We start from the raw sequence: 24,078 nt of genomic DNA on the forward strand, positions 1-24,078 counted from the left end.
CGGGCCGCCCCTCGTCGTCCCGCCGCCCCGTCAGCCGCGTCCGGTGAACTGCTGTCCCACGTCGAGCCGGCGCAGGTCGGCGAGGACCTTCGGGTCCTGGGCGTCCAGCCAGTCGCAGAGCTGGCGGAAGGACACCATCCGGACGTCCTTGTGCTTGGCGTCGGCGATGTACTTGATCGCCTCCTCGACGGCGTCCATGTAGATGCCGCCGTTCCACTGCTCGAAGTGGTTGCCGACGAAGAACGGCGCGCGGTTGGTCTCGTAGGCCCGCTTGAAGCCGTTGATGTAGGAGTCGGTGGCCTGCTTGCGCCAGGCGGGGTAGTTGGCCGGCGGGGCCTTGGTGGAGTTCTTCGACTGGTTGGCCAGGATGTTGTAGTCCATCGAGAGGACCTCGAAGGTGTGGCCGGGGAACGGCATCTTCTGGAGCGGGAAGTCCCACAGGCCCTGCTTCTTGCTGGGCCAGATCTGCGAGCCGCCGGGGGAGCTCGCGTCGTAGCGCCAGCCGCGCTTGCGCGCCGTCGGCAGCAGGTTGTCCTGCCCGAGCAGACACGGCGTACGGCTGCCGACCAACTCCTTGCTGTAGTCGAAGGGCAGCGGTTCGACGTCGGTGAAGCCGGTGTTGGTCCGCCACTTGGTGACGAAGGACATGGCCTGCTCGATCTCGTCGTCCCACTGGGCGGGGGTCCAGTACTTCACCGAGCCCGAGGCGTCGCCGCAGAAGTGGCCGTTGAAGTGGGTGCCTATCTCGTGGCCCTCCAGCCACGCCGCGCGCACGTTCTTCAGCGTCGCCTTGATGTGCTCGTCGGTGAGGAAGTCGATGTCGGAGTGGCCGACGGGGTTGTTCGGCGGGCGGTACATGCGCCGCTTCGACTCGGGCAGCGTGTACAGCCCGGAGAGGAAGAAGGTCATGGAGGCGTTGTGGTCCCTGGCGAGCTTCCGGAACCGGGGGAAGAGCCCGTTGCCCACCTCGCCCGCGCCGTCCCAGGAGAAGACGACGAACTGCGGCGGCTTCTGGCCCGGCTGCAGCTTCTCCGGCGTGGACGGCTGGTGGGGCTGCTTCCCGGTGTACGCCGTGGAGCCGTCACCGATCGGCTTGCCCTGCCTCTTCTGGCCGGGCTGGGTTCCGACCTTTCCGGAGGCCGACGATCCGGAAGAGGTGCAGCCGGCGACGGAGAGAGCGGCTGCCGCTCCTATTCCGAGCCCGAATATCCCTCGGCGGCTGATTTCACGCATGACGGTCCCCATTGCATTCGTTCGGAGTTCTGGTGAGCGGGGCGCCCGGAGAAGCGGGACGCCCAGAGAGATGAGAAGGCAGCCCCCGAGGTTCCCTTTCGGCCACGAGAAGCGGAATTCTCCACGGAGGGTTGCGAATTGCTTACGCTCCGAATTCCCCGGAACGGGAATGGTGGCTGCCCTCGGGCGACTGCGGTCCGCGGTGGCCCGGCGATGCTCCGCGGCCTCCCGCCGCCGGCGGAGCCTGCCCCGGACCAGGGTTGCCCGATCCGTGCCGCGACCGGCCCGGACCCGGGGGACCCGGACGCACCCCGGGCGTCGCCTAAGCGGTGGAGCCGGCGCGACAGCCCCTGCTGTCCGGCGTCATCTCCTGCATCACGCACCCCCCTATGAGTTGGACGGGGCGAATACCCGAAGGCCGCACCGCCCCCCGAACAACGCCCTTGGACGCCCATGACTCTGTCGGGGACCGCTAGCGAGCCATTAACGCCTCACTAACAAGGGGGCGCCGCGGCAGGGAGCGGCAGAACCGCACCGCACAGCGGCGGTCTCGGCGGCGCTCCGAAGGCAACGCGGCGGTGCTCGCTCGGCCGGGGCCCGTCATTTTCCTCAACCACCGTGCGGGCGCGTGGTGTTCGCGAAAACGGAATAGCGGATATCGCTGAGGGGGAGGGCGTAGGCGCGCCTCACACAAAAAGGGAGTGTCGCGCGACGGGGCAGGGGCCGGTGGCGGCAGTTCGGATTCCCGACCCGCACCGCTCCCGCCGACGACGACCAAGCCCCAGGTACATGACCTGGGGCTTGCCGAGGGAGCGGGCGGTTACTGCCGGGCCTGCGTCATCGTCGGGTAGTCCGTGTAGCCGTGGTGGTCGCCGCGGTAGAAGGTGGTGTGGTCGGCCTCGTTGAGGGCGGCGCCGTTGCGGAGACGGTCGACGAGGTCGGGGTTGGCGATGAAGTGCGTGCCGAAGGAGAGGATGTCGGCGAGCCCGTCGTCCACCAGGTGCAGTTGGCGGGGGCCGGCGGGCCAGTCCTCGGGGGCCGCGTGCGGGTTGAGCATGAACACCCCGTCCCAGCGGCGGCGCAGCTCCACCGTGAGGTCGCGGTGGCCGGGGAACTCGAAGACGTGCAGGTACGCCAGCTGCCGGGGCAGCGCGTCGAGCAGTGCCGGGTAGAGCTCGCGCAGGTCGGGCTCTTCGAGGCCGAACGCGGTGCAGCCGGGGCTGATCCGCAGCGCCAGCCGCTCCGCGCCGATGCGTGCGGCCACGGCTTCGACGAGTTCGACGGGGAAGCGGACGCGCCCGGCGACGCTGCCGCCGTAGGCGTCGGTGCGGAGGTTGGCGTTGCCCGAGAGGAACTGCTGGACGAGGTAGCCGTACGCGCCGTGCAGCTCGACGCCGTCGAACCCGGCGTCGATCGCGCGCGCGGCCGCGTCGGCGAAGTCGGCGATGGTGTCGGCGATCTGCTGGGTGCTGAGGGCGTGCGGCACGGGGTAGGGCCTGCGGACGGCCGGCTCGCCTCCGTGGACGCGCACCATGCCGTCGGCCGCGACCGCCGACGGCGCGACGGGGTGCAGGCCGCCGCCCAGGAGTTCGGGGTGGCTGTTGCGGCCCGCGTGCATCAGCTGTGCGTAGATGCGGCCGCCCGCGTCGTGGACGGCCCGGGTGACGGGGCGCCAGGACTCGACCTGGCGGGCGTCGTGCAGGCCGGGGGTGTCGGTGTAGCCCTGGCCGACGCGGCTGGGCTGGAGGGCCTCGGCGATGATCAGGCCGGCGGTGGCGCGCTGCCGGTAGTACTCCGTCATGAGCGGGGTCGCTGACAGCCCCTCGCCGTACGCGCGGCGGCGGGTCAGCGGCGCCATGGCGATCCGGTTGGGGAGGGTGAGCGGGCCGACGGTGATCGGGTCGAACGCGGTGTGCATCGGGCGGTTCCTTCGGTACGGGCGGATCTCGCCCGCACACCGTCGCCGAGCCCGGCGGCCGCGGCCAGGAAAACCGCCCGCATCGGCGCTATCCGACGCGTGCGGGCCCTTCCCCGGCGCTATCCGACGACGGTGGCGGCCTGCTTGAACACCCGCATGCTGGGCGCGGTCTCCACCGACCGCACCCCGGGCAGCGCCGCCACCGGCCCCGTCAGATACGCGTACAGCGCCGTGCTGTCGCCGCACTGCACGCTCGCGTAGAGGTGGGACGCGCCGGTGGTGGCCGCCGCGAAGCCCACTTGCGGGTGTGCCGCCAGCGCCTCGCCCGCCGCGGCCAGGTGGCCCGGCGCGACGCTCAGCCACAGCGCCGCGCTCGTCCGCAGGCCGAACGGCGCCGGATCGAAGTCCACGTCGAAGTAGACGATCCCGCCCGAGCGGAGTTCGGCCAGCCGGCGCCGCACCCTCGTCTGCGACCAGCCGGTCGCCTCGGCCAGTGACCGGAACCCGGCCCGCCCGTCGAGGGCCAGCGCCGACAGCAGCGCGTGGTCCGCCGCGGACAGGTCCACCGGCGAGGTCACCGGCTCGGCCGCCGGCGGTCGCAGCCGGGCCCGCTGTCCGGATGTCAGCGGCCCGTTCTTCGTCAGCGGGCTGGTGCTGCCGCCGAAGAACATGTGCAGGACGCAGTGCGCGCTGACCTCGGTCACCCGGGGCGTGCGCGGCAGACGGGAGAGCAGCGCCGACTCCTCGGCCGGGGCGTCGGCCGGTGCCTGCACCATGCAGATGATCTCCGAGCCGCCCGAGGCGATCTGCACCCAGGAGGTCTCCGGCTGCCGCGCCAGCGCCCGCGCGAGCCCCACGGCCGCCTCCGGCACACACCGCACCCGCACCACCCACACCTGCCGCCCCACGGCCTGCGGCAGCACCGCCCCGAGCACCCGCACCCCCGCCTCGGCCCGCAGCCGCGCGTACCGGCGCGCGATCGTCTGGTCCGACACCCCCAGCACCTCGCCGACCAGCGAGAACGCCACCCGTCCGTCGATCTGCAGCGCCTGCAGCAGCCCGCGGTCCAGCACGTCCAGCATGTGTCCCCCTTCCCGATGGCGCCGACCACGCTGCCCGGCGCCGCCGCGGGCACCGCCCCGGTCCGTCACCGCACCCGTCCGCGGCCGGCCGCTACGAGCCACCCTCCCCCGAACGTGCCGCCACCCGCGCGAGGTTGTCCTCGATGCGGCGCAGGGTGTCCAGGGCTTCGGTCTGCTGGTCGGGGGTGAGGCCGCCCGCGGAGGCGTCCTCCAGCTCGGCCCAGATGCGTTCGACCTCGCGGCGCAGCGCCTGGCTGGCGGCGGTCGGTTCGATGAGGACGGCGCGCCTGTCGTCGGGGCAGGGGCGGCGGCGGACGAAGCCGGCGTTCTCCAGGCGCTTGATGCTGCGGGTCATGGTGGCGGCATCGGAGTCGATCAGGCGCACGAGGTCGGTCTGCCGCTGGGGGCCGAGTTCCCACAGGTGCATCATGACCAGCTCCTGGCCGAGGTGGAGGCCGAGGGGGCGCAGGAGCTGCCCGGCGATCATGCGGTGCAGGCGGGCCACGCGGAAGATCGCGTGGCTGACGGGCCCCGCGTGGGCGGCGGCGGGCACCGGCACCGAGGCGTCGGCCGGTGCGGATGCCGGCGGGGTGCTGGGCGTGTCCCGGTTGGTCGTCCGGCTCATCTGATCGTCATCGTCCCTTCCCGGCTGAACTTTGCCGGACAGTGATCCGGCTCCCATGGCGCCGATACAGCCAGGATAGCGACCCTCCGCGCTCCGCGGCCCCCTTGTGCCCGCCGGGCGTAACCCGTACGTCAAACAGGGGTTTTCCAGGGAACGGGGCGGCGGGTGACGTGGTTCACGCGGGGATCGGGATGGCCGCGAAGCATTTTGCTTGTTCGGACAGGTAATGGTGTGCTGGGCACCGCACGCCGAGGGCGCGCCGCCAGGCCGGCGGCCTCCCGCTCCCTACGAAAGGAATGATCATGACGACCGCGTTCGACCCGATCGAGCTGGGCGGCAAGCGCCTGGCCAACCGCATCGCGATGGCACCGATGACCCGCAGCCGCGCCTACGGGCCGGGGGCCGGTGCGACGGAGCTGATGGCGGACTACTACGCCCAGCGGGCGAGCGCCGGCCTGATCATCACCGAGGGCGTCCAGCCGTCGGTGGTCGGCCAGGGCTACCCCGACACCCCGGGCCTGCACTCCGCGGAGCAGGTCGCCGCCTGGCGGCAGGTGACCGACGCGGTCCACCGCGAGGGCGGAGTGATCTTCGCGCAGCTGATGCACACCGGCCGCATCGGCCACCCCAGCCTGCTGCCCGACGGCCTGATCCCGGTGGGCCCCTCCGCCGTCGCCGCGACGGGCCAGGTCTACACCCACCAGGGCCCCCAGGACTTCGTCACGCCCAAGGAGCTGGCGCACGACGAGATCGTGCGGACGATCGCCGACTTCGCCGACGCCGCGCGCAACGCCATCGCCGCCGGCTTCGACGGGGTGGAGCTCCACGGGGCGAACGGCTACCTGATCCACCAGTTCCTCGCCCCGAACGCCAACCAGCGCACCGACGCCTGGGGCGGCGACGCCACCGGCCGGGTGCGCTTCGCCGCCGAGGCCGCCCGCGCCGTCGCGGACGCCATCGGCGCGCACCGGACCGGCATCCGCATCTCCCCCGGAGCCCCCTTCAACGACATCGCCGAGACCGACCCGGCGGACCTGGAGCAGACCTACACGTCCCTGGTGGCCGCGCTCGCCCCGCTGGACCTGGCCTACCTGCACGTCCTCGAAGGCCCCGACCGGAGTCTGACCGAGCGCCTGCGCAAGGACTGGCCCGGCACGTTCGTCCTCAACCCCTTCACGCACCCCGAGCCGACCGGCCACGACTCCCTCGACCTGATCGAGAACGGCACCGCGGACCTGGTCGCCTTCGGCGCGCTGTTCCTGGCCAACCCCGACCTCCCCCGCCGCCTCGCCTCCGGCGGCCCCTACAACGCCCCCGACCGCGCCACCTTCTACGGCGGCGACGCACGCGGCTACACCGACTACCCGCCCCTGCCGGCCTGACCGGCCACCCTCCGACGAACGGGCCCGGCGCGTCTGCCGGGTCCGTTCGTCGTGCCGGGGGAGAGGCCGGGGTCCCCCACCCCCCCCGGACTTTGCGGGAACGTTGAACCACTTCCGGACCGGGCACGTGGTCAGCAGTGATAGCTGTATGCCGTACGTCCCGGGGAGATTCATGACGCGCAGATGGTCGCTCATCACCACCATCGTCGTACTGACCGTCGCGCTGGCCTTCGTCGTCGCCCAACTGGTGCGCGGTCAGGGGGCCGAGAAGTCCGGGAAGGACCAGGCCGGGGGGAGCTCGGCCGGGCCCGGGGACGGCGCGGGGGCGCTGCGCGGGGTCGGGTGGTGGCCGCTGCACCGGTCGGGCACCGCGAAGGCGGGGGAGCACGACGCCCTCGTCAATGGCGGCGGGCGGTGGATCGACGGGCCGCAGGGCGGTGCCCTGAAGCTGGACGGGGCCAGCGGATTCGCGGACACCGGGACCCGGATCGACACCGCGGGCAAGGACTACTCGGTCGCCGCGCGGGTGCGGCTCGCGCCCGAGGACATGAACGGCTTCCACACCGTGCTGTCCCAGGACGGCGACCGGGCCAGCACGTTCTTCCTCCAGTACTCCGGCCAGGACCAGAACTTCGCGTTCAGCTTCACCGGCGCCCGCACCCTCGCGGAGAAGGCGGGGCAGCCGCAGGCCGGCCGCTGGTACCACCTCACCGGCACGTACCGGCAGAAGGACCACCGGATGCGGATCTACGTGGACGGCCGGCTCGCGGGAAGCAGGACGGCCACCGGCACGGTGCGGCCCAACGGCTCCGTGGTGATCGGCCGCGGCAAGTTCGACGGGAAGGCCGCCGACGCGTGGAACGGGGCGGTCTCCGATGTGCACCTCTACGACCGGGAGCTGACGCCCCGTGAGGTGAGTGCGCTTTCCTCCCGCGAACCGGGCTGACGGCGGTACCGGGCGGGTTCACCGCCGCCGCGGACACACCGACGGGCACGCCGTACGCAGCGAACGACCGCTCGCGACGGCGCGCTCCGGCGTGTCCGCGGCCGGCCGCGCCCGTCTCCCCACAGACGACCGGAGAGGAACAGGCCTTTGTCGGCCAGCGCTTCGACCGAAGACTGCATACCCCGCACCCGCGCAGCGGAACTCCGCCCCGACGAGTTCCTCAGAGCCCTCTACCACTTCCACGGCAGCGCGCTGCTGCAGTTCGCCGCGCGGCGGCTGGGGGGCGACTGGCACCGCGCCGAGGACGTCCTCCAGGAGGTCGCGATACGGGCCTGGCGCCACGCCGGGGAGCTCGACCCGACCGCGGACTCGGCGCGGCCGTGGCTGTTCACCGTGCTGCGCAACCTCGTCATCGACGGCCACCGGGCCCGCCAGGCCAGACCGCCGGAGGTCGGCGACCCGGAACTCGCCCACCTCCCGGTCTCCGACGAGGTGGACCACATCCTCACCTCCCAGGTGCTGATCGAGGCGCTGCGGGAGCTGCGGCCGCCGCAGCGCGAGGTCCTGCTGCACGTGCACTACCTGGGGCGCAGCGTCAACCAGACGGCCCGGGTCCTCGGCGTGCCGCCGGGCACGGTCAAGTCCCGGACGTACTACGCCGCCCGCGCCCTGCGGGAGGCGCTGCACAGCCGCGGACTGCACGCGGGCGGTCAGGACCGGGCCGCCGGATGAGTCATGCGAGCCGCCCCGCGTGCCGGGTGACCGCCAGGCCGAGCGGCCCGGTGTCGAGGGTGCCGTCCGGACCGGCCCGCCAGGGCCACCCCGCGGGCGCGTCGCCGAGCACCAGCAGCGCGTCCCCGCGCCGCAGACCGTCCAGCGCCCCTTCACGGCGCGGCAGCTGTGAGGCGTCCACGACGAACAGGTGGGGCGCCTCGCCCTGGACGGCGATCCGGCTGCTGCCCTCGATCAGCCGGAAGATCTGGGTGACCTCGGACGCGCCGGGCGCGGGCGCTCCCGGGGCCGCCGAGGCTGCCCTGGCGAACGCCTCCTCCAGGCTCGCCGCGCTGTGCAGCCGCGAGGTCCGCGGCACGGCGCCGGCGAGGAACCCGTCGCCGGCCAGGGAGCCCACCAGGGTGACCTCGGCGAGCGCGCCCACCGGGCCGGCGAGCGCCTCGGCGACGACGGCCTCGGCCAGGCTGCGCACCTCCTCGTCCGGGCCCGACACGGCGACCGGTCCCGCCGCCCGGGAGAGGTCGACCAGCACCCGGTCGGCGCCGTCCAGCCCGACCGTCACCGTCAGCGCGTACGGCAGGGCCGGTTCGCCCTCCGGGCCGGGGCGGTGCAGGTCGTCGGGCGAGACCGTCCAGCGCTCGCCGTCCGCCTCGGCGGTCCAGGGGGCGGGGGCGGTCTCCTCCGGGCCGGCCAGCAGCAGGCCGAGGCGCTCCTCGGAGTAGACGACGGCGTACAGGTCGGGCAGCGACCGGCCGGAGCGCAGGCACTCGCCCGTCAGCCGGCGCAGGCCCGCGTTGACCACGTCCAGCGCCTCCCGCCCCACGACGGCGGCCGAGGCGGTGGCGGGCTTCGGCGGGCGGGGCCGCCGCTCGGTGACGATCAGCGCGGCCACCGCCCCGATCAGCGCCAGCCCCAGCACCACGGCCAGGACGTACCAGATCATCTTCTGACTCCTTGTCGGGTCGCCCCGGCGGCGGAGCCGGGGCGGGCGGAAGCGGGGGCGGCACCGCGGCGGCGTCGCGGTGCCGGGTACCCGAAGGCCACTACGGCGCCCGCCCGCGGATGGTTCACGCACCGGGGACGGCCGGGCCCGTGAACCATCCGCGGGCGGGCGCCGTAGGTCCCCTCAGTGGCACGGGAGCCGTCGATCAGGACTCCCGCGGCCCCCGTTCACGCCGGCTGGAGGACGTTTTCGTGTCGTTGATGTTGACCGTGGTCGAGGGGGGCGGTGAGGCGTTCGACGTCCACCTCGACGCCGACCCCGACACGCCCGTGGGGGCCGTCGCGGAGGCGCTGGCCAAGGCGGGCGGCGTCCCCCGGCCCCCGGAGGGCCTCGGCCTGTACGCCGGTGACCGGCTGCTGCCCGCGGACCTGCGGCTGCGGGAGGCGCCGCTGCAGCACGCGGCGGTCGTGGGCCTGGGGCGCCCGGCGGGCACCGCGTCCGCCGAACCGGACGGGCTGGTGGAGGTCCGTGCGGTCGGCGGGACCGGGGCGGGCGCGGTGCACCGGCTCGACATCGGCGAGTACCGGATCGGCCTGGCGCCCGACGGCACCGCCCAGGTGCTGCGCGCCGCGCCGCACCGTCCGTTCGCCGTCCTGACCGTGGGCCCCGGGGGACGCTGCCGGGTGGCGCCCGACGCGGCGGCGGCGCCGGACGGCCCCGCGCAACTGGACCGCGAGGTCCTCGCCGGGGCCACCGCCTGGCCGGCCGGCGCCCAGCTCCTCGTCGGCGGCTGCCTGCTCGAACTCGCCCTCCCGCAGCCGCCGGACGCGGCGCTGCAGCCGTCGGAGGACGGCACCGGGCGGGACTACAACCGGCCGCCGCGGCTGCGTCCGGCCGAGAACGCCACCCGCTTCACCCTGCCCTCCCCGCCCGCGACGCCCGCCGCCCGGCCGCTCCCGTGGATCACCGCGGCCGCCCCGCTGGTGATGGCGGTCGTCGGGGCGCTGGCCCTCGGCCGTATGCAGATGCTGTTCTTCGGGCTGCTCTCCCCGGTCGTGATCGTCGGCAATTACCTGATGAGCCGGCGCAACGGACGCCAGTCGCACTCCGACGAGGTCGCCGCCTACGAGGAGAAGAAGGCGCGCATCGAGGGCGAGGCGGAACAGGCCCTGGCGGCCGAACGCACCGCCCGGCGCCGCGGCTTCCCGGACCCGGCCGAGGTCGTGCTGACCGCCGTCGGCCCCCGGCGCCGCCTGTGGGAGCGCCGCACCTCGGACGCCGACTTCCTGGAACTGCGCATCGGCACCGCCGACCTGCCCTCCGACGTGGTGCTGACGGACCCGACCAAGGACGAGCACCGCCGCCAGGACCCGTGGACCGCGTACGACGTCCCGGTGACCGTGCCGCTGCGCGAGCACGACGTCCTGGGCATCGCCGGCGAGGGCGAGGCCGCGCGCGCCGTGGCCCGGTGGGCCATCGCCCAGGCCGCCGTCCTGCACAGCCCCCGCGACCTGCAGATCCACCTGCTGACGACCGGCGGCCCGGGCCGCGACGGCTGGTCCTGGCTGCGCTGGCTGCCGCATGTGCGCAAGAAGTCCGGCGACACCCCGGCGAGCATCGGCTACGGCACCGAGACCTGCGCCCGGCGGGTCGCCGAACTGAGCGCGCTGATCGCCGAGCGCGCCGGGCGGGAGGACCGGCGCGGCCGGACCGCCGGGCCCGATGTGCTGGTCGTCCTCGACGGGGCCCGCAGGCTGCGCTCGCTGCCCGGCGTGGCGCAGATCCTGCGCGACGGCCCGTCCGTCGGCGTCCGCGCGGTCTGCCTGGACGCCGAGGAGCGGCTGCTGCCCGAGGAGTGCCACGCCGTCGTCGCCGAGGAGCCCGGCGGCACCGTGCGGGTGGGCCGCTCCGGCCGGGGCACCGTCGGGGGCATCCGGCCCGACGTGGTGTCCCCGGACTGGTGCCGTTCGCTGGCCCGCGCGATGGGGCCGCTGCGGGACCCGGGCGGCGACGCCGAGGAGGCCGCGGTGCTCCCCAACTCCGCGCGGCTGCTCGACGTCCTCGCCCTCGACCCGCCGCAGGCCGCCGGCATCAGGGCGCGCTGGACGGCCGGCGGCCGCTCGACCCGGGCCGCCGTCGGCGTCTCCCTGGACGGCCCGTTCCACCTGGACCTGCGGCGCGACGGCCCGCACGGGCTGGTCGCCGGCACCACCGGCTCCGGCAAGTCCGAACTCCTCCAGACGCTGGTCGCCTCGCTCGCGGTGGCCAACCGCCCGGACGCGATGACGTTCGTCCTCGTCGACTACAAGGGCGGCTCCGCGTTCAAGGACTGTGTGCACCTGCCGCACACCGTCGGCATGGTCACCGACCTCGACGCCCACCTCGTCGAGCGGGCCCTGGTGTCGCTGACGGCCGAACTCACCCGGCGCGAGCACATCCTCGCCGCGGCCGGCGCCAAGGACATCGAGGACTACGTCGACCTGCTGGAGCGCGAGCCGGCCGCCGGCCGCCCCCCGATGCCCCGGCTGCTCATCGTCATCGACGAGTTCGCCTCGATGGTGCGCGACCTGCCGGACTTCGTGAAGGGCCTGGTCAACATCGCGCAGCGGGGCCGCAGCCTCGGCATCCACCTGATCCTGGCGACGCAGCGCCCCAGCGGCGTGGTCTCCTCGGAGATCCGCGCCAACACCAACCTGCGCATCGCACTGCGCGTGACGGACGCCGGCGAGAGCCAGGACGTCCTCAACTCCCCGGAAGCCGCCGGGATCTCGCAGAGCACCCCCGGCCGCGCCTATGTGCGCCTGGGCCAGAACTCCCTGGTGCCGTTCCAGTCCGGCCGGGTCGGCGGCCGGCGGCCCGGCGCCGCGGCGGCCTCGCTGCCGGCGCCGTGGGCGGTGGCGGTCGGCTGGGAGCGGCTCGGCGAGCCGCTGCCGGCCCGGCCGCGCGCCGCGGCCGCGCCCGCCGAGGTGGAGACCGACCTCACCGGCCTCGTCGCGGCGATCCGCGCCGCGGACCGGGAGATGGGCATCCCCGCGCAGCACAGCCCCTGGCTGCCGCCGCTGCCCGACCAGCTGGTCACCGGCGACCTGCCCCCGGTCCCGCCCTCGGACTACGACCTGCCGCCCGTCGCGTACGGCGTGGTGGACCTGCCCGCACAGCAGGCCCGGCTCCCGCTGGTGATCGACCCGGCGACGCTCGGGCACCTGCACGTGGTCGGCTCGCCCCGGCAGGGCCGTTCGCAGACGCTGCGCACCCTCGCCGGCACGCTGGCGAGCGTCCATTCCCCGGACCGGCTGCACATGTACGGCATCGACTGCGGCAACGGCGCGCTGCTGGCCATGGAGGGCCTGCCGCACTGCGGCGCCGTCACCCAGCGCACCCAGCCCGACCGGGTGGCCCGGCTGCTCGTCCGGCTGACGGCGGAGCTCACCCGGCGCCAGGAGATGCTCGCCGCCCGCGGCAGCGCCGACCTGACCGAGCTGCGCCGCGCCCTGCCCGAGCACGAACGGCCGCCGCACATCGTGCTGTTCGTCGACCGGTGGGAGGTCTTCGACAAGCAGCTCGGCGAGTACGACGGCGGGAACCTGCTGAACTCCGTGCTGACCCTGCTCAGGGACGGCGCCAGCGCCGGCATCCACCTGGTGATGACCGGCGACCGGGCGCTGTTCTCCAGCCGGGTCAACAGCTCCACCGAGGACAAGCTCGTGCTGAAGCTGAACGAGAAGTCCGAGTACGGGATGATCGGCATCACCCAGCGGAACGTGCCCGACGAGATCCCGCCGGGCCGCGCCTTCCGCGCCGCCGACAAGGCCGAGGTGCAGATCGCGCTCCTCACCGGCAATCCGGAGGGCCAGGCGCAGGCCGCGGCGCTCCAGCAGATCGCCGAGCAGTGCCGGCAGCGGGCCGCCCACCTGCCGGCCGCCACCCGGCCGTTCCGCGTCGACACCCTGCCGGACCGGCTCACCTTCGAGGAGGCCGCCCGGTTCGTCCCGGCCCGGCGCTCCGCGCGCTGGGCCCTGGCCGGCGTCGGCGGCGACGAACTCACCGCGCTCGGCCCGGACTTCACCGTCACGCCGACGTTCCTGGTCGCCGGGCCCGCCCGCTCGGGCCGCAGCACCGTCCTGTCGACGCTGGCGCTGGCCCTGCTCTCGGCCGGCACCCCGGTCGTGATCGGGGCCCCCGCCCGCTCGCCGCTGCGCCACCTCGCCGGGCGGCCCGGCGTGCTCGCGGTGTTCGACGACGCCGACCTCGACCCCACTGCCCTGGAGACGGCACTGTCCTCCGCGCCCGACGGGGCCGTGGTGCTCCTCGACGACGCCGACCTGCTGCTGAAGACGAAGGCCGAGCCGGTCCTCACCAAGATCGCCAAATCCGGCGCCGAGACCGGCCGCGGCCTGGTGATCGCCGGCCAGACCGACCGCCTCTCCTCCGGCTTCTCCGGCTGGCACACCGAGGCCCGCCGCAACCGGTGCGGCCTGCTGCTCAAGCCGCAGAACATGAGCGACGGCGAACTGATCGGCGTCAAGGTCCCCCGCAGCCGCCTGGGCGCGACCCGTCCGGGCCGGGCGATCCTGCACCTGGGTGACGGCGTCCTGCGCACCGTGCAGGTCCCGGAGACGGTACTCCCGGCACCCGAGGGCTGATCCCCACGGGTTGCGCGACAGAGGGCTCCCGCCGACGAGTTCGGCGGGAGCCCTCTGTGGTGTGCGGACGGCGTTCGCTACTGCGCGATGCGCCGGCGTTGAACGTCGTCCCCGTTCAGATTCGCCTTGTGTACGCGGCTATGTCACGCGCAACCTCGAATGCGATAAGGCTCGCGGCAGGAGAATCGGCGTCGCCCGAGTCACTTCGTGTTGCGTACTTGCCAGCCTTCTCCGTACATGTGGGCGCCCTGCTTGTCGTACACCGTGGCGTAGCACGAGAGGTACTCGGGAATCAGCGACGAATAGTTCCGGTCGATGTCGGCGGCAACCTGGCCAGTGGCCCCCAGGTCCGCCCCGGAGACCTTCCCGTAGTGCGCGATGACCTCGTACTCCACCGTGTTTCCTGCTGCCACTTCCTTCTTTACCGTCCGTTCGATGGAGTTGAGGTGGTTCAGGTTTCCGGTCTTCGTCAACGGGGTCAGATTGCTCAGGGTGTGGCCCGGCCCGCCGAGATGCTCGTTCAGCAGATGTCCTTGCACCATCTGCTTCTGGAACCACAGCGCTGTGGGCCCCTGTCCGGTCGGCCACCAGGCGGGCTTAATCGTCGGGGGCTTTCCGGCCAAGTTGGAGTTGGGCCCCAGCTTGACCTTCATGGAGCTGCCGGCGCCGTTGGTCAGAGGGCCGTACGTCGCAGTGCAGGGCGCGAGGCCGAGGGGGTCGGTCCACGCCAGGGGATTCTTGACGTAGGTGTGGTGGTTGAGGGCGGGTTTGAGACCGAGCGGGTCCGGCGTCGTGTAGCGGGCGGTCTCGGGGTCGTAGTGCCGGAAGTAGTTGTAGTGCAGGCCCGTTTCGGGGTCCTCGTACTGCCCCGGGAAACGCAGCGGTGTGTGAGCGATCGCGTTCCGATTGCGTGTGGTGACGCCCCACAGCGTGGCACGGGAGCGCCAGGCGATGGTGCCCTGCTCATCGACCAGTTCGGTGGGGGTGCCGACGAGGTCGGTGACGACGGCGAAGAATCGGGAGTCGAACTCGTCCTGGCGTCCCGGCTTGCGCTCCAGCTGCGTGAGGGGGCGGTGGCCGTCGTGGTCCCAGGTGAGGATGACGCCGGTGGTGCCGTCCGTCTGCTCGGCGAGGCGCGTTTCGTCCCAGGTGAAGTGCACCGCTTCGGCCGCGGTGACGCCGTCCTCCGCCATGCGGTACTTGGCGGTGCGGCGGCCCATCGGGTCGTAGGTGTAGTGCCACCGGGTGCCGTCGGGGGTGACGCAGGCGACGAGGTGGTCCTCGGCGTCCCACTCGTAGCGCCAGGTGTCGGGCTTCTTCGACAGGCGGCGCTTCTGCCGCAGCACCATGCGGCCCGCGTCGTCGTATTCGTACCGGACCGTGCCGGCGGAGAGCAGACGGGTGTCGGTGTAGGTCCGGGAGCCTCGGGCCTCGGTGCGCGGCGCCTTGTCGGGCCAGTTGGCCACGGTCTGGTTGCCTGCCTGGTCGTAGGCGTAGGACTCGGTCCAGCCTTCGGCGGTGACCGTCAACGGGCGTCCCACCCGGTCCAGTTCCATCTCCTTGCTCGTCCCCGTCACCTCGTCGGTGATGGCGGAGACGTAGTTGTCCGCCCGGTACGCGTAGGTGCCGGCCCGAACGACCCCGCCCGGAGTGGTAAGCCCCTGTGCGACGGGGCGGCCAGCCATGTCCCAGGCTGTGGTCATGGCGACCTGCGAGGCGGTCGCGCCCAGTGCGCGGACGAGTTCATGGCCGAGGAGGTCGTGAGTGAACTCCATCCGGTGGCCGTCGGAGGTCAGGGAGGTACGGTTGCCTGCCTGGTCGTAGGCGAGTTCGGTGTACGCGCCGGTGGGCGTGGTGCGGGAGGTGCGACGCCCCATGAAGTCGTAGGTGTAGCGGGTGGTGCGTCCGTCGACGGTTTCCGACAGCAGGTTCCCCGTGATGTCCCGCTCGAAAGTGAGCGTGGAGGTGGGGGACACCGCGCGGAGGAGCGCGCCTGCGGCGTCATAGGTGTAGTCGGTCCGCACCCCGGCCACGTCCTTGGACGTCAGCTGACCGAGTTCGTTGTACGTGTAGCCGATCTCCTCGCCGAGCGGTGTCGTGCGGGAGGTGATCCGGCCCAGCGCGTCGTGGGCGTAACGGATTTCGCGGTTGTCGAAGTCGGCCTCCTTGATGAGACGGCCGACGCGGTCGTAGGTGTAATCCCAGGTCAGGCCCTGCGGGTTGGTGACTCGGGTGGGGCGGAGCTCGGCGTCGTAGACGAAGGTGGACCGGGCGCCGTCGGGGTCGGTACGCGCCGCGAGCCGGTCGAAATGCGTGTACTCGAAACGGGTGGTGGCACCTGCGGGGTTGGTGTGCGTGAGGCAGTTGCCCTCGCCGTCCCAGGTGAGGCGTTCGGTGCGGCCATCGATTGCTGTGCGCTCCGCTACGCGGCCTTCGACGGTCCATACCGTGCGGGTGATCGCACCCAGTGGGTCGGTGAGGACGGTGGGGCGGCCGAACGAGTCGCGTTCGAGCAGGGCGGTTCCGCCGGAGGCATCCGTGATGGAGAGGGGCAGACCGGCGGCGTCGTTGTCATACGTGGCTGCTGCGCCCGAGGCGTCAGTCGCGGTCGCGATGGCACCCGCGCGGTCGTGGGTGAACCTGAGGGTGCCCCCGTCCGGCCCGGTCATGGCAGTGGGATTGCCCCGCTCGTCGTACGCACAGTGCCAGGTCGTCCCGTCGTGACCGGTCGAGGACACCGGAAGGTTCAGCTCGTTGTACGTCGCCGTGGACCGGCTGCCGTCCGGGAGTTCGATGACGGTGGGGTTGTGGGCCCGGTCGTACGCGAAGCGGGTGGTGTGGCCGAGGGCATCGGTGCGGGCGAGGAGGGCGTCGTAGCGGTCCCACTCGGAGGTGGTGGTGTGGCCCAGCGGGTCCGTCTCACCGACGACCTGGTAGAGGTCGTTGAGCTGGTAGACGGTGGTGGCGCCGCAGGCGTCGGTGTAGTGGGTGCGGTGCTCGACCGTGTCGTAGGACCACTGCGAGGAGAGGCAGCCGTCGGGGCCGACGGTCTCGGTGATGCGGTTCTCGTCGTCGTGGACGTAGCGGTACGTGGAGGCGTTCCGGTCCGTCCAGGAGGTGATGCGGGACTGCTCGTCGTAGCCGAACAGCAGGGGCCGGCCGGAGGAGTTGACGACGTGGGTGAGGTTGCCGTCCGCGTCGTGCTCGTAGGACATGACCTCGACGGGGCCGTCGGGTGTGGCGACCGAGAGGCCGGTGATCAGGCCGGCGATGCAGCGGACGTCGACGCGGTAGCCGCCGGAGTGCAGCAGCGTGGTCGGGGTGCCGTCTTCCAGGCGCTCGACGGTGACCTCGTTGCCGTTGCGGTCGTGCCAACCGCTCAGCCAGTACAGGCCGTTCTCGTCGTCGGGGTGGTCCGCGAAGGTCCGCACGAGACCCGTGTGCGGGTCGGCGACGCGATAGGTGGCTCGGTCCTCGGTGCCGGTTCCCGCACGGGCCAGCGGGAGACGCGGACCTTCCTCGGGCAGCACCCCCTCGCGCTCGCCCGATTCGGCACCGGGAAGCCCCGCGTAGAACAGAATCGACCCGTCCTCACGGGTCCATGACACCCGCCCCCGCTCGTTGACCTCCAGGCGCTCGTCGAGGGTGGAGGCCCAGGAGGGGCCGAAGAACTGGCCGTAGCGGTAGGACGACAGATACGTACGGGAGACCGCGAGCGGCAGGACGCCGGGCAGCGCCAGATCGGTCTGCTGCAACAGCATTTCGCCGCTGGCCACATCGACCGGGTCGGTCGCACACGTGCGCTTGTCGACGCCGCGTCCGGTGAGACGGGAGTTTGGCGATTTGACGGAGTTGGGCTTGACGTTCTTGAGGGCCGAGCCGATCCCCTTGACGCCCTTGAGGAGCGCGCCGCCGCCCGCGACCAGGCCGACGACGTCGAGGACGATTTCGCCGATGTTCCAGTCGCCGGTCTCGGCCATGATCGACATGTTGATGCCCAGTGATGCCGCGCCGGCGACGAAGGCCCCGATGGTGAGCGCGATCCCGAGTCCTTGCAGGCCGGGTACCAGCATTGCCAGCACGCCGAGCACGGCGCTGATGATGGCGAGGGCCTTGCTGAAGGTCTTTTTGATCTTGTCCCAGAGGCTGTAGCCGTCGACGGATTCGTCGCGGGCGTCGTCCAGTTTCCCGGCGGCGACGGCGGCGTCTTCCTCGCGGATCTGGCGGGCGTCCTCGGCGAGCATGCGGGCGGCGTCGAGGTCGGCCTGGGCGTCGTCGGCCTGTGCCTGGGCGCTGGACTGTTTGCTGTGGGCCTCGTCGAGGGCGCGGCGGGTGCTGGCGCGGGCTTCCTTGTCGTCCGGCGGGTGCTTCTGGCCGTCGAGGTGGCTGATGTCGGCGCCGGCCGCCTTGACCACGTCGGTGGCGGACTCGAGGCGGTCCTTTGCCTCGCGTCCCTTCTCCAAGGCGTTGTCGGCGTTGCGCTGCTGATCACGTAGCGAGTGGACGTATGTGTCGAGCGCGCCGGCGGCCTGGTCGTAGGAGCTGTGCAGCTTGCGCACCTGGTTGGCCAGGTCGCCCAGCTTGTCCCGGAGTTTGTCCATCGTCTTGCCCTCGCCGACCTGGTTGTTCTCCAGGCCGGAGACGAGGGGCAGGGCGTCGCCCGCGTTGTCGGCGACGGAGCGGTACTGGCGGGCCAGATCGCCGAGCATGTCCGCATCGCCGGGGGTCGGGTCGTCCGAGAACCCGAAGACGTCTTCCCAATCGGACACCGCTGGACGCGCCATGGTCGCGACCTCACTTTCCCTGTGCTGCGTCGGTCGTGTCGGCTGCGTCGCTCGTGTCGGCCTGGACGTCGAAGCGGAGCGACTCGGCGATCGCGTCGAAGACCTCGTAGAACTGCTCCGCCAGGTCCACGTTGGGAGTGGAGCTGGCGATCACCAGGTAGTCGTGGGTGTGGGGCACCGGGACGAGGGTGTGCCGCACCGCGGTGGGAACCCGCTTCCCCTGGTAGTCCACGTCCTCGACGCGGGAGATCCGCCCGGCCGCCCCGGCATGCGGCAGTTCCACCAACTCCACCTCGCCGGGCGGCAGTCCGGTGCCTTCCGCCTCGGTGCCGAGCTGCACGCCGGCGGCCATGACGAGGTCCGCCAGATCCTCCGACTCCCCCTCGGGAACGGTGATCCGCAGCACCACCGTCGTGGCGCTGAGCACCAGCGGCCCGCTGCCCGCGCGGAGAATCCTGATCATTCCCGAGGCTCGCAGCGCACCCTGCGCATGCGCCTCGCGGGCGATGCGCCGGGTGTTGCGGATCAGCCCGTCCACCCGCTCGCGGGGGAGCTGGGGGGACTTCTCCACCTGTGCCTCGATGCGACGGCGGATCGACGCGTCCCGCGTGCTCGGGTCGAGGTCGAGATGCCACCACGAATCGGGGAACCTCAGGCTGTATTCCGCGGGCGCGGCCGCCTCCGGCTGCTCCGTGGTCGGTTCCGACATGGCGCTGTTCCCTTCGGCGCGACGTTCCTCCGTCACGCGTCCTGCTGGTCTTCGTCCAGCGACTTGATGGTCTCGTCGTCCGTCTGCGTGAAGTTCTCGACGATCGTGTCCGTGTTGTCGGCGAACGTCTTCACGTTGTCGTGAACCCGCTCGTGACCCGCCACCCACGCCTTGTCGAACGCGTCGAGGGCGTCCGCGAGCGTGCTGTCGCCGGCCACGCTCTTGAAGTCCCCCGAGCCGCCGGCGGCGTGGTAGAGCGTCGCGGAGTTCCCGATCAGATCCCCGATGTTCTGGAGCTCCTTGACGGTGTCCTTCAGATCCTGCACGGGAACGCTGATGCGACCCACCGGTGTCTCCTCTCCGGCCGTCCGGCCGTCCGGCCCCGCCCTCACCGCGAGGACGGGGCCGGACGGTACGGGGCACGTCAGCCGATGGAGCCGGACGTCTGGTCGTCGGTGTCGACGAACGCGTCGGCGACCTGCTTGATGAACTCGCTGACACCCTGCAGGCCCTCGATCGCCTTCTCGGTGCCGTTCTTGTACTCCTCCCAGTACGGGCGGAACTTGCTCTCCGAACCGGGGGTGGCGTAGGCCGCCTCGACCATCTCGTCCATCTTGGTGTTGGCCTCGTGCAGGCTCTGCTGCATCAGTTCCTTCTGGTTCTGCAGCCAGGTCGACGCCTCCCGCATCTCCTCCGGGCTGATCTGGATGTTGCCGCCGGCCATGCCGATTCCTTCCCTCGCTCCGTATCGCCGCGGCCAACTGGGCCGCACACACGGGGCTGTACGAGCCACCCGCCCACCCGGTTCACACCTGTTGCGGAACGGTGACGAAGCGGCGGGCGGGGGCGCTGACCAGCGGGTCATGCCGGAACCCGCCCGGCCCTGACAACGCAAAAGGCCCAGGTCGCCGGCCTGGGCCTCAACTGCGGTACGGGTGACGGGAGTCGGCCCTACTGCCCGGTGGACATGCCGCTGGACGGGAGCCGTTCGCCGAGGGCGCGGTTACTTCTCCGGCCGTAGCCGGTCCAGCGTCCCGGTGACGAGCGGGTGTTGGGGGTCGATGGCGCCGACGACGCGGCGGCCGATCGTGGCCAGTTGGCGGACCTGCGCCTGGGTGAGGGCGTCGAAGACGCAGGTGCGCACGGTCTCCACATGGCCGGGGGCGGTGGCGGCCACCTTGTCGAACCCGTCGTCGGTGAGGGTGGCCACGGTGTAGCGGCCGTCGGCGGGGTCGGGGTTACGGCGTACCCAGCCGCGCTTCTCCAGCCGTCCGACGACCTGGGACAGCCGGGGAAGCGAGCCCTCCACGAACGCGGCGAGCTCGCTCATCCGCAGGGTGCGCTCGGGGACCATCGACAGCCCGGCCATCACCTGGTACTCGAAGTGGCTCAGACCGGCGTCGCGCTGCAGCTGCGCGTCCAGTGCCGCAGGGAGCCGCATCAGCATGCTGCTGAGCGCGATCCATGCCTGATCTTCCTCATCGTCCAGCCAGCGGGGCTCCTGCGGGGTCTCCATGCTCGCGATTATAGCTTCACGCGTGAAGTGATCAATTTAATGGATGACTTGCATCTTGAAGTGAATGAGCCCTAGCCTTCACTTCACGCTTTAAGTCATTGAAAGGTTTTGATCATGGTGAATGTTCTGTTGTGGGTCCTCGCGGGCGTACTCGCGGTGGCATTCCTGGCGGCCGGGGCGATGAAGCTGTCCCAGCCGAAGCAGAAGCTGGCGGCCTCGGGCATGGGCTGGACCGAGGGCGTGGGCGCGGGAACGGTGAAGCTGATCGGGGGCCTGGAGATGCTGGCCGCGCTCGGCCTGGTCCTGCCGCCCGCGCTCGGCACCGCACCGGTACTGGCGCCCCTGGCGGCCCTCGGCCTGGTGCTGGTCATGCTCGGCGCCATGGCCGTGCACGCCCGCCGCAGCGAGGCGCAGATGATCGCCGTGAATGTGGTGCTGCTCGCGCTCGCGGCCGTCGTGGCGTGGGGCCGGTTCGGGCCGTACGCCCTCTAGGCCAGGGACGGCCGGGCGGCGCGTCCCGCTGCCCCGGACGGCCGCCCGCCGTACGAACCCCGGGGCCTGAGGTCGCTCGCTGAGCTCTGGTCAACAGGGCCGCGTACGTGGGTCAGTTGGAGGCCGGAGCGCCCGGGCGGCGCCACCACGACCGGTCTCCGGTGGCGCGCCTTCCGTCACTCCAATGGGGCGCATCGGATGGCGGTTCCGTCCGCCCCATTCCTAGCCTGGGCTGGTGCGTTCGATTCGCAGAGAACGCACGAACCACTCAGAGAGGTCACAGCATGTCCCGCACCACGCTCCTCGCCCTGGCCGCTGTACCCGCGTTGGCCGTCACCCTGGCGTCCCCCGCACTGGCCGATGACGAAACCCACCCCCGCGTCGTCACCGCAGAGAGCCCGGTCCGTTCCATCGGGGCCAACCAGACCGAGACCGTCACCGTCACCTGCCCCAGGGGCACCTTCGCCGTCAGCGGTGGCTGGCTCGTGTCCTCGTCCGACATCGACGTGACGGGCAACCGCGCGGTGAGCGACAGACGGTGGTCGATCCGGTTCGAGAACGAGTCGAACCAGTCCGGCAGGGTGCAGGCCTTCGCCCGTTGCGCGACCTGACAGCTGGCACGCGCCGGGCAGGCGGACGGCCAACCAGGCCCAGGTCGCTGACCTGGGCCTCAACCATGGAGCGGGTGACGGGAATCGAAGCCGGGCTTCGAGAGCGGCTTCGGGTCCCCCGGCAGGCGTCGGCCGGGCCGGCCCATGAGCCGGCTGAAGTCGCGGGCACCGGGGACCGGTTCCGTCACTCGGTTCCGTGCCCGGGACATCACCGGCGACACGAGACAGCCCTGAAACCCCGGGAGCGCGATCCGGCCAGGAACCGTTTTCCCGGGCTGCTGCGGCGGGGATACAGTCCGGCCAGGGACCGCAGCACGGGACCAGGGGAGGGGTCGGCGTGTTCGAGATCGTGACGGTGGGGGCGCTCACCGCATTCTTCACCGCGGTGGGGAACGGTGCCGCGGGGGAGATGGGCAAGCAGGTGCTGGTGTCCACGGGTGCTCTGGTGAGACGGACCCTGGGGCGCGAGACGCCGGCTCCGGCCGGCCCGGTGGGGTGGGAGACGCTGGCGCGGGAACTGCACGCGCGGCTGAGCCGGGACCAGCAGCAGAACGACGAGTGGGCCCAACTGCTGCGGAGCATGCCGGAATCCGCGCTGCTGCTGCACCCGGGAGCCGGGCTGCCGCCTGCCACCAGAAACTTCACCGATCGCCAGCGGGTGCTGAAGCAGCTGACACGAGAGGCGGTCCGGCCGGCAGACGGGAGGCCAAGGGTCGCCCTCCTCCACGGACCGCCCGGAATCGGAACCACCGCGGTGGGTCTGTACTGGGGTGCCGGCCGGCCTGCCCGGTACCCCGATGGACAGTTCTACGTCGATCTCCGGGACGCGGCCACCGAGAGCGGACCCGGCCCGTCGGCCGTCCTGCTGCGCCTGTTGCTGAAAATGGGGGTCGAGCGGGAGCGCGTTCCGCCCACGGAGGCCGGGCGGGAGGAGCTGTACCGGCGGCTGACAGCCGGCCGAAGGGCGCTGGTGGTGATCGACCATGCCTCGTCCGTCGCGCAGGTCCGCCCTCTCGTCCCCGCCACCCCGGAGGTCTTCCTCCTGGTCATCGCGTCCGGACCGGCCTTCGCACTGGAGGCGGAGCGCATCGCCGTGCCGCGGCTGAAGGACCGGGACGCGGTGACGATGCTGAGGAAGGTCGCCGGACCGGAGAAGGTCGCTCTCGCCAAGCCCCGGCTGCCGGAGCTCCTGGGCCACTGTGCGGGCAACGCCTTCGCCCTGAAGGCGGCGGCGATGAGCCTGCTGACCGGGGAACGGCCGCTCCCGGATCCGGCGGCCGGCCCCGCCGGGCGGTCTCCGGTGCACGCGATGGCCCACGCTTTGTGCCGGGGGCTCGGACCGGAGACCGCACGGCTGTGCCGGCTGACCGCGGTGGGCGGCTGGCCCGCGTTCGACGCCGGCCTGGCCGCCGCCGTCGCAGGCGTCGCGCCCGAGGAGGCCGACCGCATGCTGGCCGACGCGGCGGTCACGGAGCTGGTGGAGCCCCTGCACGAAGGCCGTTACCGCTTCCGCCCCGACGTACGGCGCTTCCTGGCGGACGCCGCGGGTCCCGAACACGGAGTCGCGGAGTGTGCCGCGGCCGTGTCCCGAGGACTTGACTGTGTGCTGAACCGGGCACTGCACGCCGCCCACGCCGCCCTGCCACGGAGCTGGCGGGTCGAGCCCGCCCCGACGGACGACAGGCCCTACCGCGATGAAGCCGCGGGCATGGCGGCCCTGCGGGCCGACGCGGCGAATGTGATCCGGGCGGTCTTTGTCGCCCACGAATACGGACATCCCGGCAAGGCACTGAAGCTGGCCCGTGCGCTGTGGCCGCTGCAGCTGAAGGCCGGGCACTGGGACGAGGTGCTGCCCGCTCTGCAGCTCGCGGCCCGGTGCGCCGATGAGCTGGAAGCGGACCCCCGCACGGCAGCCGGGCTCCACTTCCAGCTCGGTCACTGCCTCGGCGAGCTGCGGCGATGGGACGAGGCCGACCGCGAGGCGCACCGCGCCGTCGCAGGCGAGCGAGCGGCGGGCCACGTCAGGGGCGAAGCGTCGTCCGTGGAACTGCTCGGCCTGTTGCTGTTGAGCCGGTGGCAGTACCCCGCGGCCTACGAGCGGTTCGTCGAGGCGGAACACCTGTACCGGCGGATCTCCGCCGGGCAGGACGGCGCGGACGACCTGCCGCGCGCCCTTGCCCTCGCCGAGCGCCACCAGGGGCGTGCCCTGCGCGGAGTGGATCGCCTGGAGGAATCGCGCACCCATCTGGAGAGGTCGCTGGACTTCTTCGTGGGACAGGGCGAGGCGTACAACCAGGGCCGCGTCCTCACCGACCTCGCGGAGACGCTGCACGACGCCGGCGACGACGCCGCGGCGCTCGCCAGGATCGCCGAGGCGGAACGTCTGCTCGTGCCGGAGGGGGCGGCTCCGCACCTGGAATACCTCGCTCGCCTCCGGCAGCGATGCGAAGCGGCGCGGTAGC

General features: G+C 72.3%; 17 protein-coding genes. 7 read left to right on the plus strand and 10 right to left on the minus strand.

Features of this window, described 5'->3' with window-relative positions:
* Nucleotides 1–30: 30 nt before the first annotated feature.
* From K7396_RS18815 to K7396_RS18830, 4 genes are all read right to left on the minus strand, one after another.
* Nucleotides 31–1,233, minus strand: coding sequence for a polysaccharide deacetylase family protein (locus K7396_RS18815; RefSeq protein WP_086721033.1), 1,203 nt, complete (start codon nt 1,231–1,233; stop codon nt 31–33).
* An 820-nt stretch (nt 1,234–2,053) separates the two neighbouring features.
* Nucleotides 2,054–3,151, minus strand: coding sequence for an alkene reductase (locus tag K7396_RS18820; RefSeq protein WP_086721027.1), 1,098 nt, complete (start codon nt 3,149–3,151; stop codon nt 2,054–2,056).
* A gap of 119 nt (nt 3,152–3,270) precedes the next feature.
* Entirely contained in the window at nt 3,271–4,233 is a 963-nt protein-coding gene (locus K7396_RS18825) for an Lrp/AsnC family transcriptional regulator (protein ID WP_167392835.1), read from the minus strand.
* Nucleotides 4,234–4,324: 91 nt separating this feature from the next.
* The gene (locus tag K7396_RS18830; RefSeq protein ID WP_086721026.1) at nt 4,325–4,858 is read right to left on the minus strand and encodes a MarR family winged helix-turn-helix transcriptional regulator; all 534 of its coding nucleotides are present in this window, start codon (nt 4,856–4,858) and stop codon (nt 4,325–4,327) included.
* A 302-nt stretch (nt 4,859–5,160) separates the two neighbouring features.
* Here K7396_RS18830 and K7396_RS18835 point away from each other — a divergent pair, with 302 nt between their 5' ends.
* The 3 genes from K7396_RS18835 (at nt 5,161) to K7396_RS18845 (ending at nt 7,918) form a co-directional block, all read left to right on the plus strand.
* Nucleotides 5,161–6,240: an alkene reductase gene (locus tag K7396_RS18835; RefSeq protein WP_152104792.1), complete on the plus strand. Its 1,080-nt coding sequence runs from the start codon at nt 5,161–5,163 to the stop codon at nt 6,238–6,240.
* A 172-nt stretch (nt 6,241–6,412) separates the two neighbouring features.
* The gene (locus K7396_RS18840; RefSeq protein WP_152104793.1) at nt 6,413–7,186 is read left to right on the plus strand and encodes a LamG domain-containing protein; all 774 of its coding nucleotides are present in this window, start codon (nt 6,413–6,415) and stop codon (nt 7,184–7,186) included.
* A 147-nt stretch (nt 7,187–7,333) separates the two neighbouring features.
* Complete coding sequence (locus K7396_RS18845; protein ID WP_152104794.1) at nt 7,334–7,918, plus strand: sigma-70 family RNA polymerase sigma factor; 585 nt, start codon at nt 7,334–7,336, stop codon at nt 7,916–7,918.
* A gap of 1 nt (nt 7,919) precedes the next feature.
* On the opposite strand, the gene K7396_RS18850 is transcribed toward K7396_RS18845, so the two are convergent.
* The gene (locus K7396_RS18850; RefSeq protein WP_152104795.1) at nt 7,920–8,861 is read right to left on the minus strand and encodes a hypothetical protein; all 942 of its coding nucleotides are present in this window, start codon (nt 8,859–8,861) and stop codon (nt 7,920–7,922) included.
* Between the two features lie 260 nt (nt 8,862–9,121).
* Here K7396_RS18850 and K7396_RS18855 point away from each other — a divergent pair, with 260 nt between their 5' ends.
* Nucleotides 9,122–13,504 (plus strand): FtsK/SpoIIIE domain-containing protein, encoded by a 4,383-nt coding sequence (locus K7396_RS18855; RefSeq protein WP_152104825.1) that lies wholly within the window; start codon nt 9,122–9,124, stop codon nt 13,502–13,504.
* Between the two features lie 200 nt (nt 13,505–13,704).
* Here the strand turns inward: K7396_RS18855 and K7396_RS18860 are convergent, their stop codons facing one another.
* The 5 genes from K7396_RS18860 to K7396_RS18880 all read right to left on the minus strand — a co-directional run bounded on the left by K7396_RS18860 (nt 13,705) and on the right by K7396_RS18880 (nt 20,513).
* A complete protein-coding gene (locus K7396_RS18860; RefSeq protein ID WP_086715223.1) occupies nt 13,705–18,273 on the minus strand; it encodes a DUF6531 domain-containing protein in 4,569 nt (1,522 codons plus the stop codon).
* A 25-nt stretch (nt 18,274–18,298) separates the two neighbouring features.
* Nucleotides 18,299–18,997 carry a hypothetical protein gene (locus K7396_RS18865; RefSeq protein WP_086715225.1) on the minus strand — a complete coding sequence of 233 codons (699 nt, stop codon included), beginning with the start codon at nt 18,995–18,997 and terminating at the stop codon, nt 18,299–18,301.
* A 32-nt stretch (nt 18,998–19,029) separates the two neighbouring features.
* Entirely contained in the window at nt 19,030–19,344 is a 315-nt protein-coding gene (locus K7396_RS18870) for a hypothetical protein (protein WP_086715227.1), read from the minus strand.
* A 77-nt stretch (nt 19,345–19,421) separates the two neighbouring features.
* A complete protein-coding gene (locus K7396_RS18875) occupies nt 19,422–19,721 on the minus strand; it encodes a WXG100 family type VII secretion target (RefSeq protein WP_086715229.1) in 300 nt (99 codons plus the stop codon).
* A gap of 279 nt (nt 19,722–20,000) precedes the next feature.
* Nucleotides 20,001–20,513 carry a MarR family winged helix-turn-helix transcriptional regulator gene (locus tag K7396_RS18880; protein ID WP_086715230.1) on the minus strand — a complete coding sequence of 171 codons (513 nt, stop codon included), beginning with the start codon at nt 20,511–20,513 and terminating at the stop codon, nt 20,001–20,003.
* A 114-nt stretch (nt 20,514–20,627) separates the two neighbouring features.
* Here K7396_RS18880 and K7396_RS18885 point away from each other — a divergent pair, with 114 nt between their 5' ends.
* The 3 genes from K7396_RS18885 (at nt 20,628) to K7396_RS18895 (ending at nt 24,077) form a co-directional block, all read left to right on the plus strand.
* Nucleotides 20,628–21,005: a DoxX family protein gene (locus K7396_RS18885; RefSeq protein ID WP_308686909.1), complete on the plus strand. Its 378-nt coding sequence runs from the start codon at nt 20,628–20,630 to the stop codon at nt 21,003–21,005.
* Nucleotides 21,006–21,289: 284 nt separating this feature from the next.
* On the plus strand, nt 21,290–21,616 hold the full coding sequence (locus K7396_RS18890) for a hypothetical protein (RefSeq protein WP_086715233.1): 327 nt from the start codon (nt 21,290–21,292) through the stop codon (nt 21,614–21,616).
* Between the two features lie 337 nt (nt 21,617–21,953).
* On the plus strand, nt 21,954–24,077 hold the full coding sequence (locus tag K7396_RS18895; RefSeq protein ID WP_086715236.1) for an ATP-binding protein: 2,124 nt from the start codon (nt 21,954–21,956) through the stop codon (nt 24,075–24,077).
* Nucleotide 24,078 lies beyond the last annotated feature (1 nt).

This window comes from Streptomyces angustmyceticus, from assembly GCF_019933235.1.
Classification (GTDB): domain Bacteria; phylum Actinomycetota; class Actinomycetes; order Streptomycetales; family Streptomycetaceae; genus Streptomyces; species Streptomyces angustmyceticus.

Bases quoted from the DNA above. Each gene is read 5' to 3' on its own strand.
- K7396_RS18815 (WP_086721033.1), bottom strand. From the start codon at position 1,233: ATGCGTGAAATCAGCCGCCGAGGGATATTCGGGCTCGGAATAGGAGCG.
- K7396_RS18820 (WP_086721027.1), bottom strand. From the start codon at position 3,151: ATGCACACCGCGTTCGACCCGATCACCGTCGGCCCGCTCACCCTCCCC.
- K7396_RS18825 (WP_167392835.1), bottom strand. From the start codon at position 4,233: ATGCTGGACGTGCTGGACCGCGGGCTGCTGCAGGCGCTGCAGATCGAC.
- K7396_RS18830 (WP_086721026.1), bottom strand. From the start codon at position 4,858: ATGAGCCGGACGACCAACCGGGACACGCCCAGCACCCCGCCGGCATCC.
- K7396_RS18835 (WP_152104792.1), top strand. From the start codon at position 5,161: ATGACGACCGCGTTCGACCCGATCGAGCTGGGCGGCAAGCGCCTGGCC.
- K7396_RS18840 (WP_152104793.1), top strand. From the start codon at position 6,413: ATGACGCGCAGATGGTCGCTCATCACCACCATCGTCGTACTGACCGTC.
- K7396_RS18850 (WP_152104795.1), bottom strand. From the start codon at position 8,861: ATGATCTGGTACGTCCTGGCCGTGGTGCTGGGGCTGGCGCTGATCGGG.
- K7396_RS18855 (WP_152104825.1), top strand. From the start codon at position 9,122: ATGTTGACCGTGGTCGAGGGGGGCGGTGAGGCGTTCGACGTCCACCTC.
- K7396_RS18865 (WP_086715225.1), bottom strand. From the start codon at position 18,997: ATGTCGGAACCGACCACGGAGCAGCCGGAGGCGGCCGCGCCCGCGGAA.
- K7396_RS18875 (WP_086715229.1), bottom strand. From the start codon at position 19,721: ATGGCCGGCGGCAACATCCAGATCAGCCCGGAGGAGATGCGGGAGGCG.
- K7396_RS18880 (WP_086715230.1), bottom strand. From the start codon at position 20,513: ATGGAGACCCCGCAGGAGCCCCGCTGGCTGGACGATGAGGAAGATCAG.
- K7396_RS18885 (WP_308686909.1), top strand. From the start codon at position 20,628: ATGGTGAATGTTCTGTTGTGGGTCCTCGCGGGCGTACTCGCGGTGGCA.
- K7396_RS18890 (WP_086715233.1), top strand. From the start codon at position 21,290: ATGTCCCGCACCACGCTCCTCGCCCTGGCCGCTGTACCCGCGTTGGCC.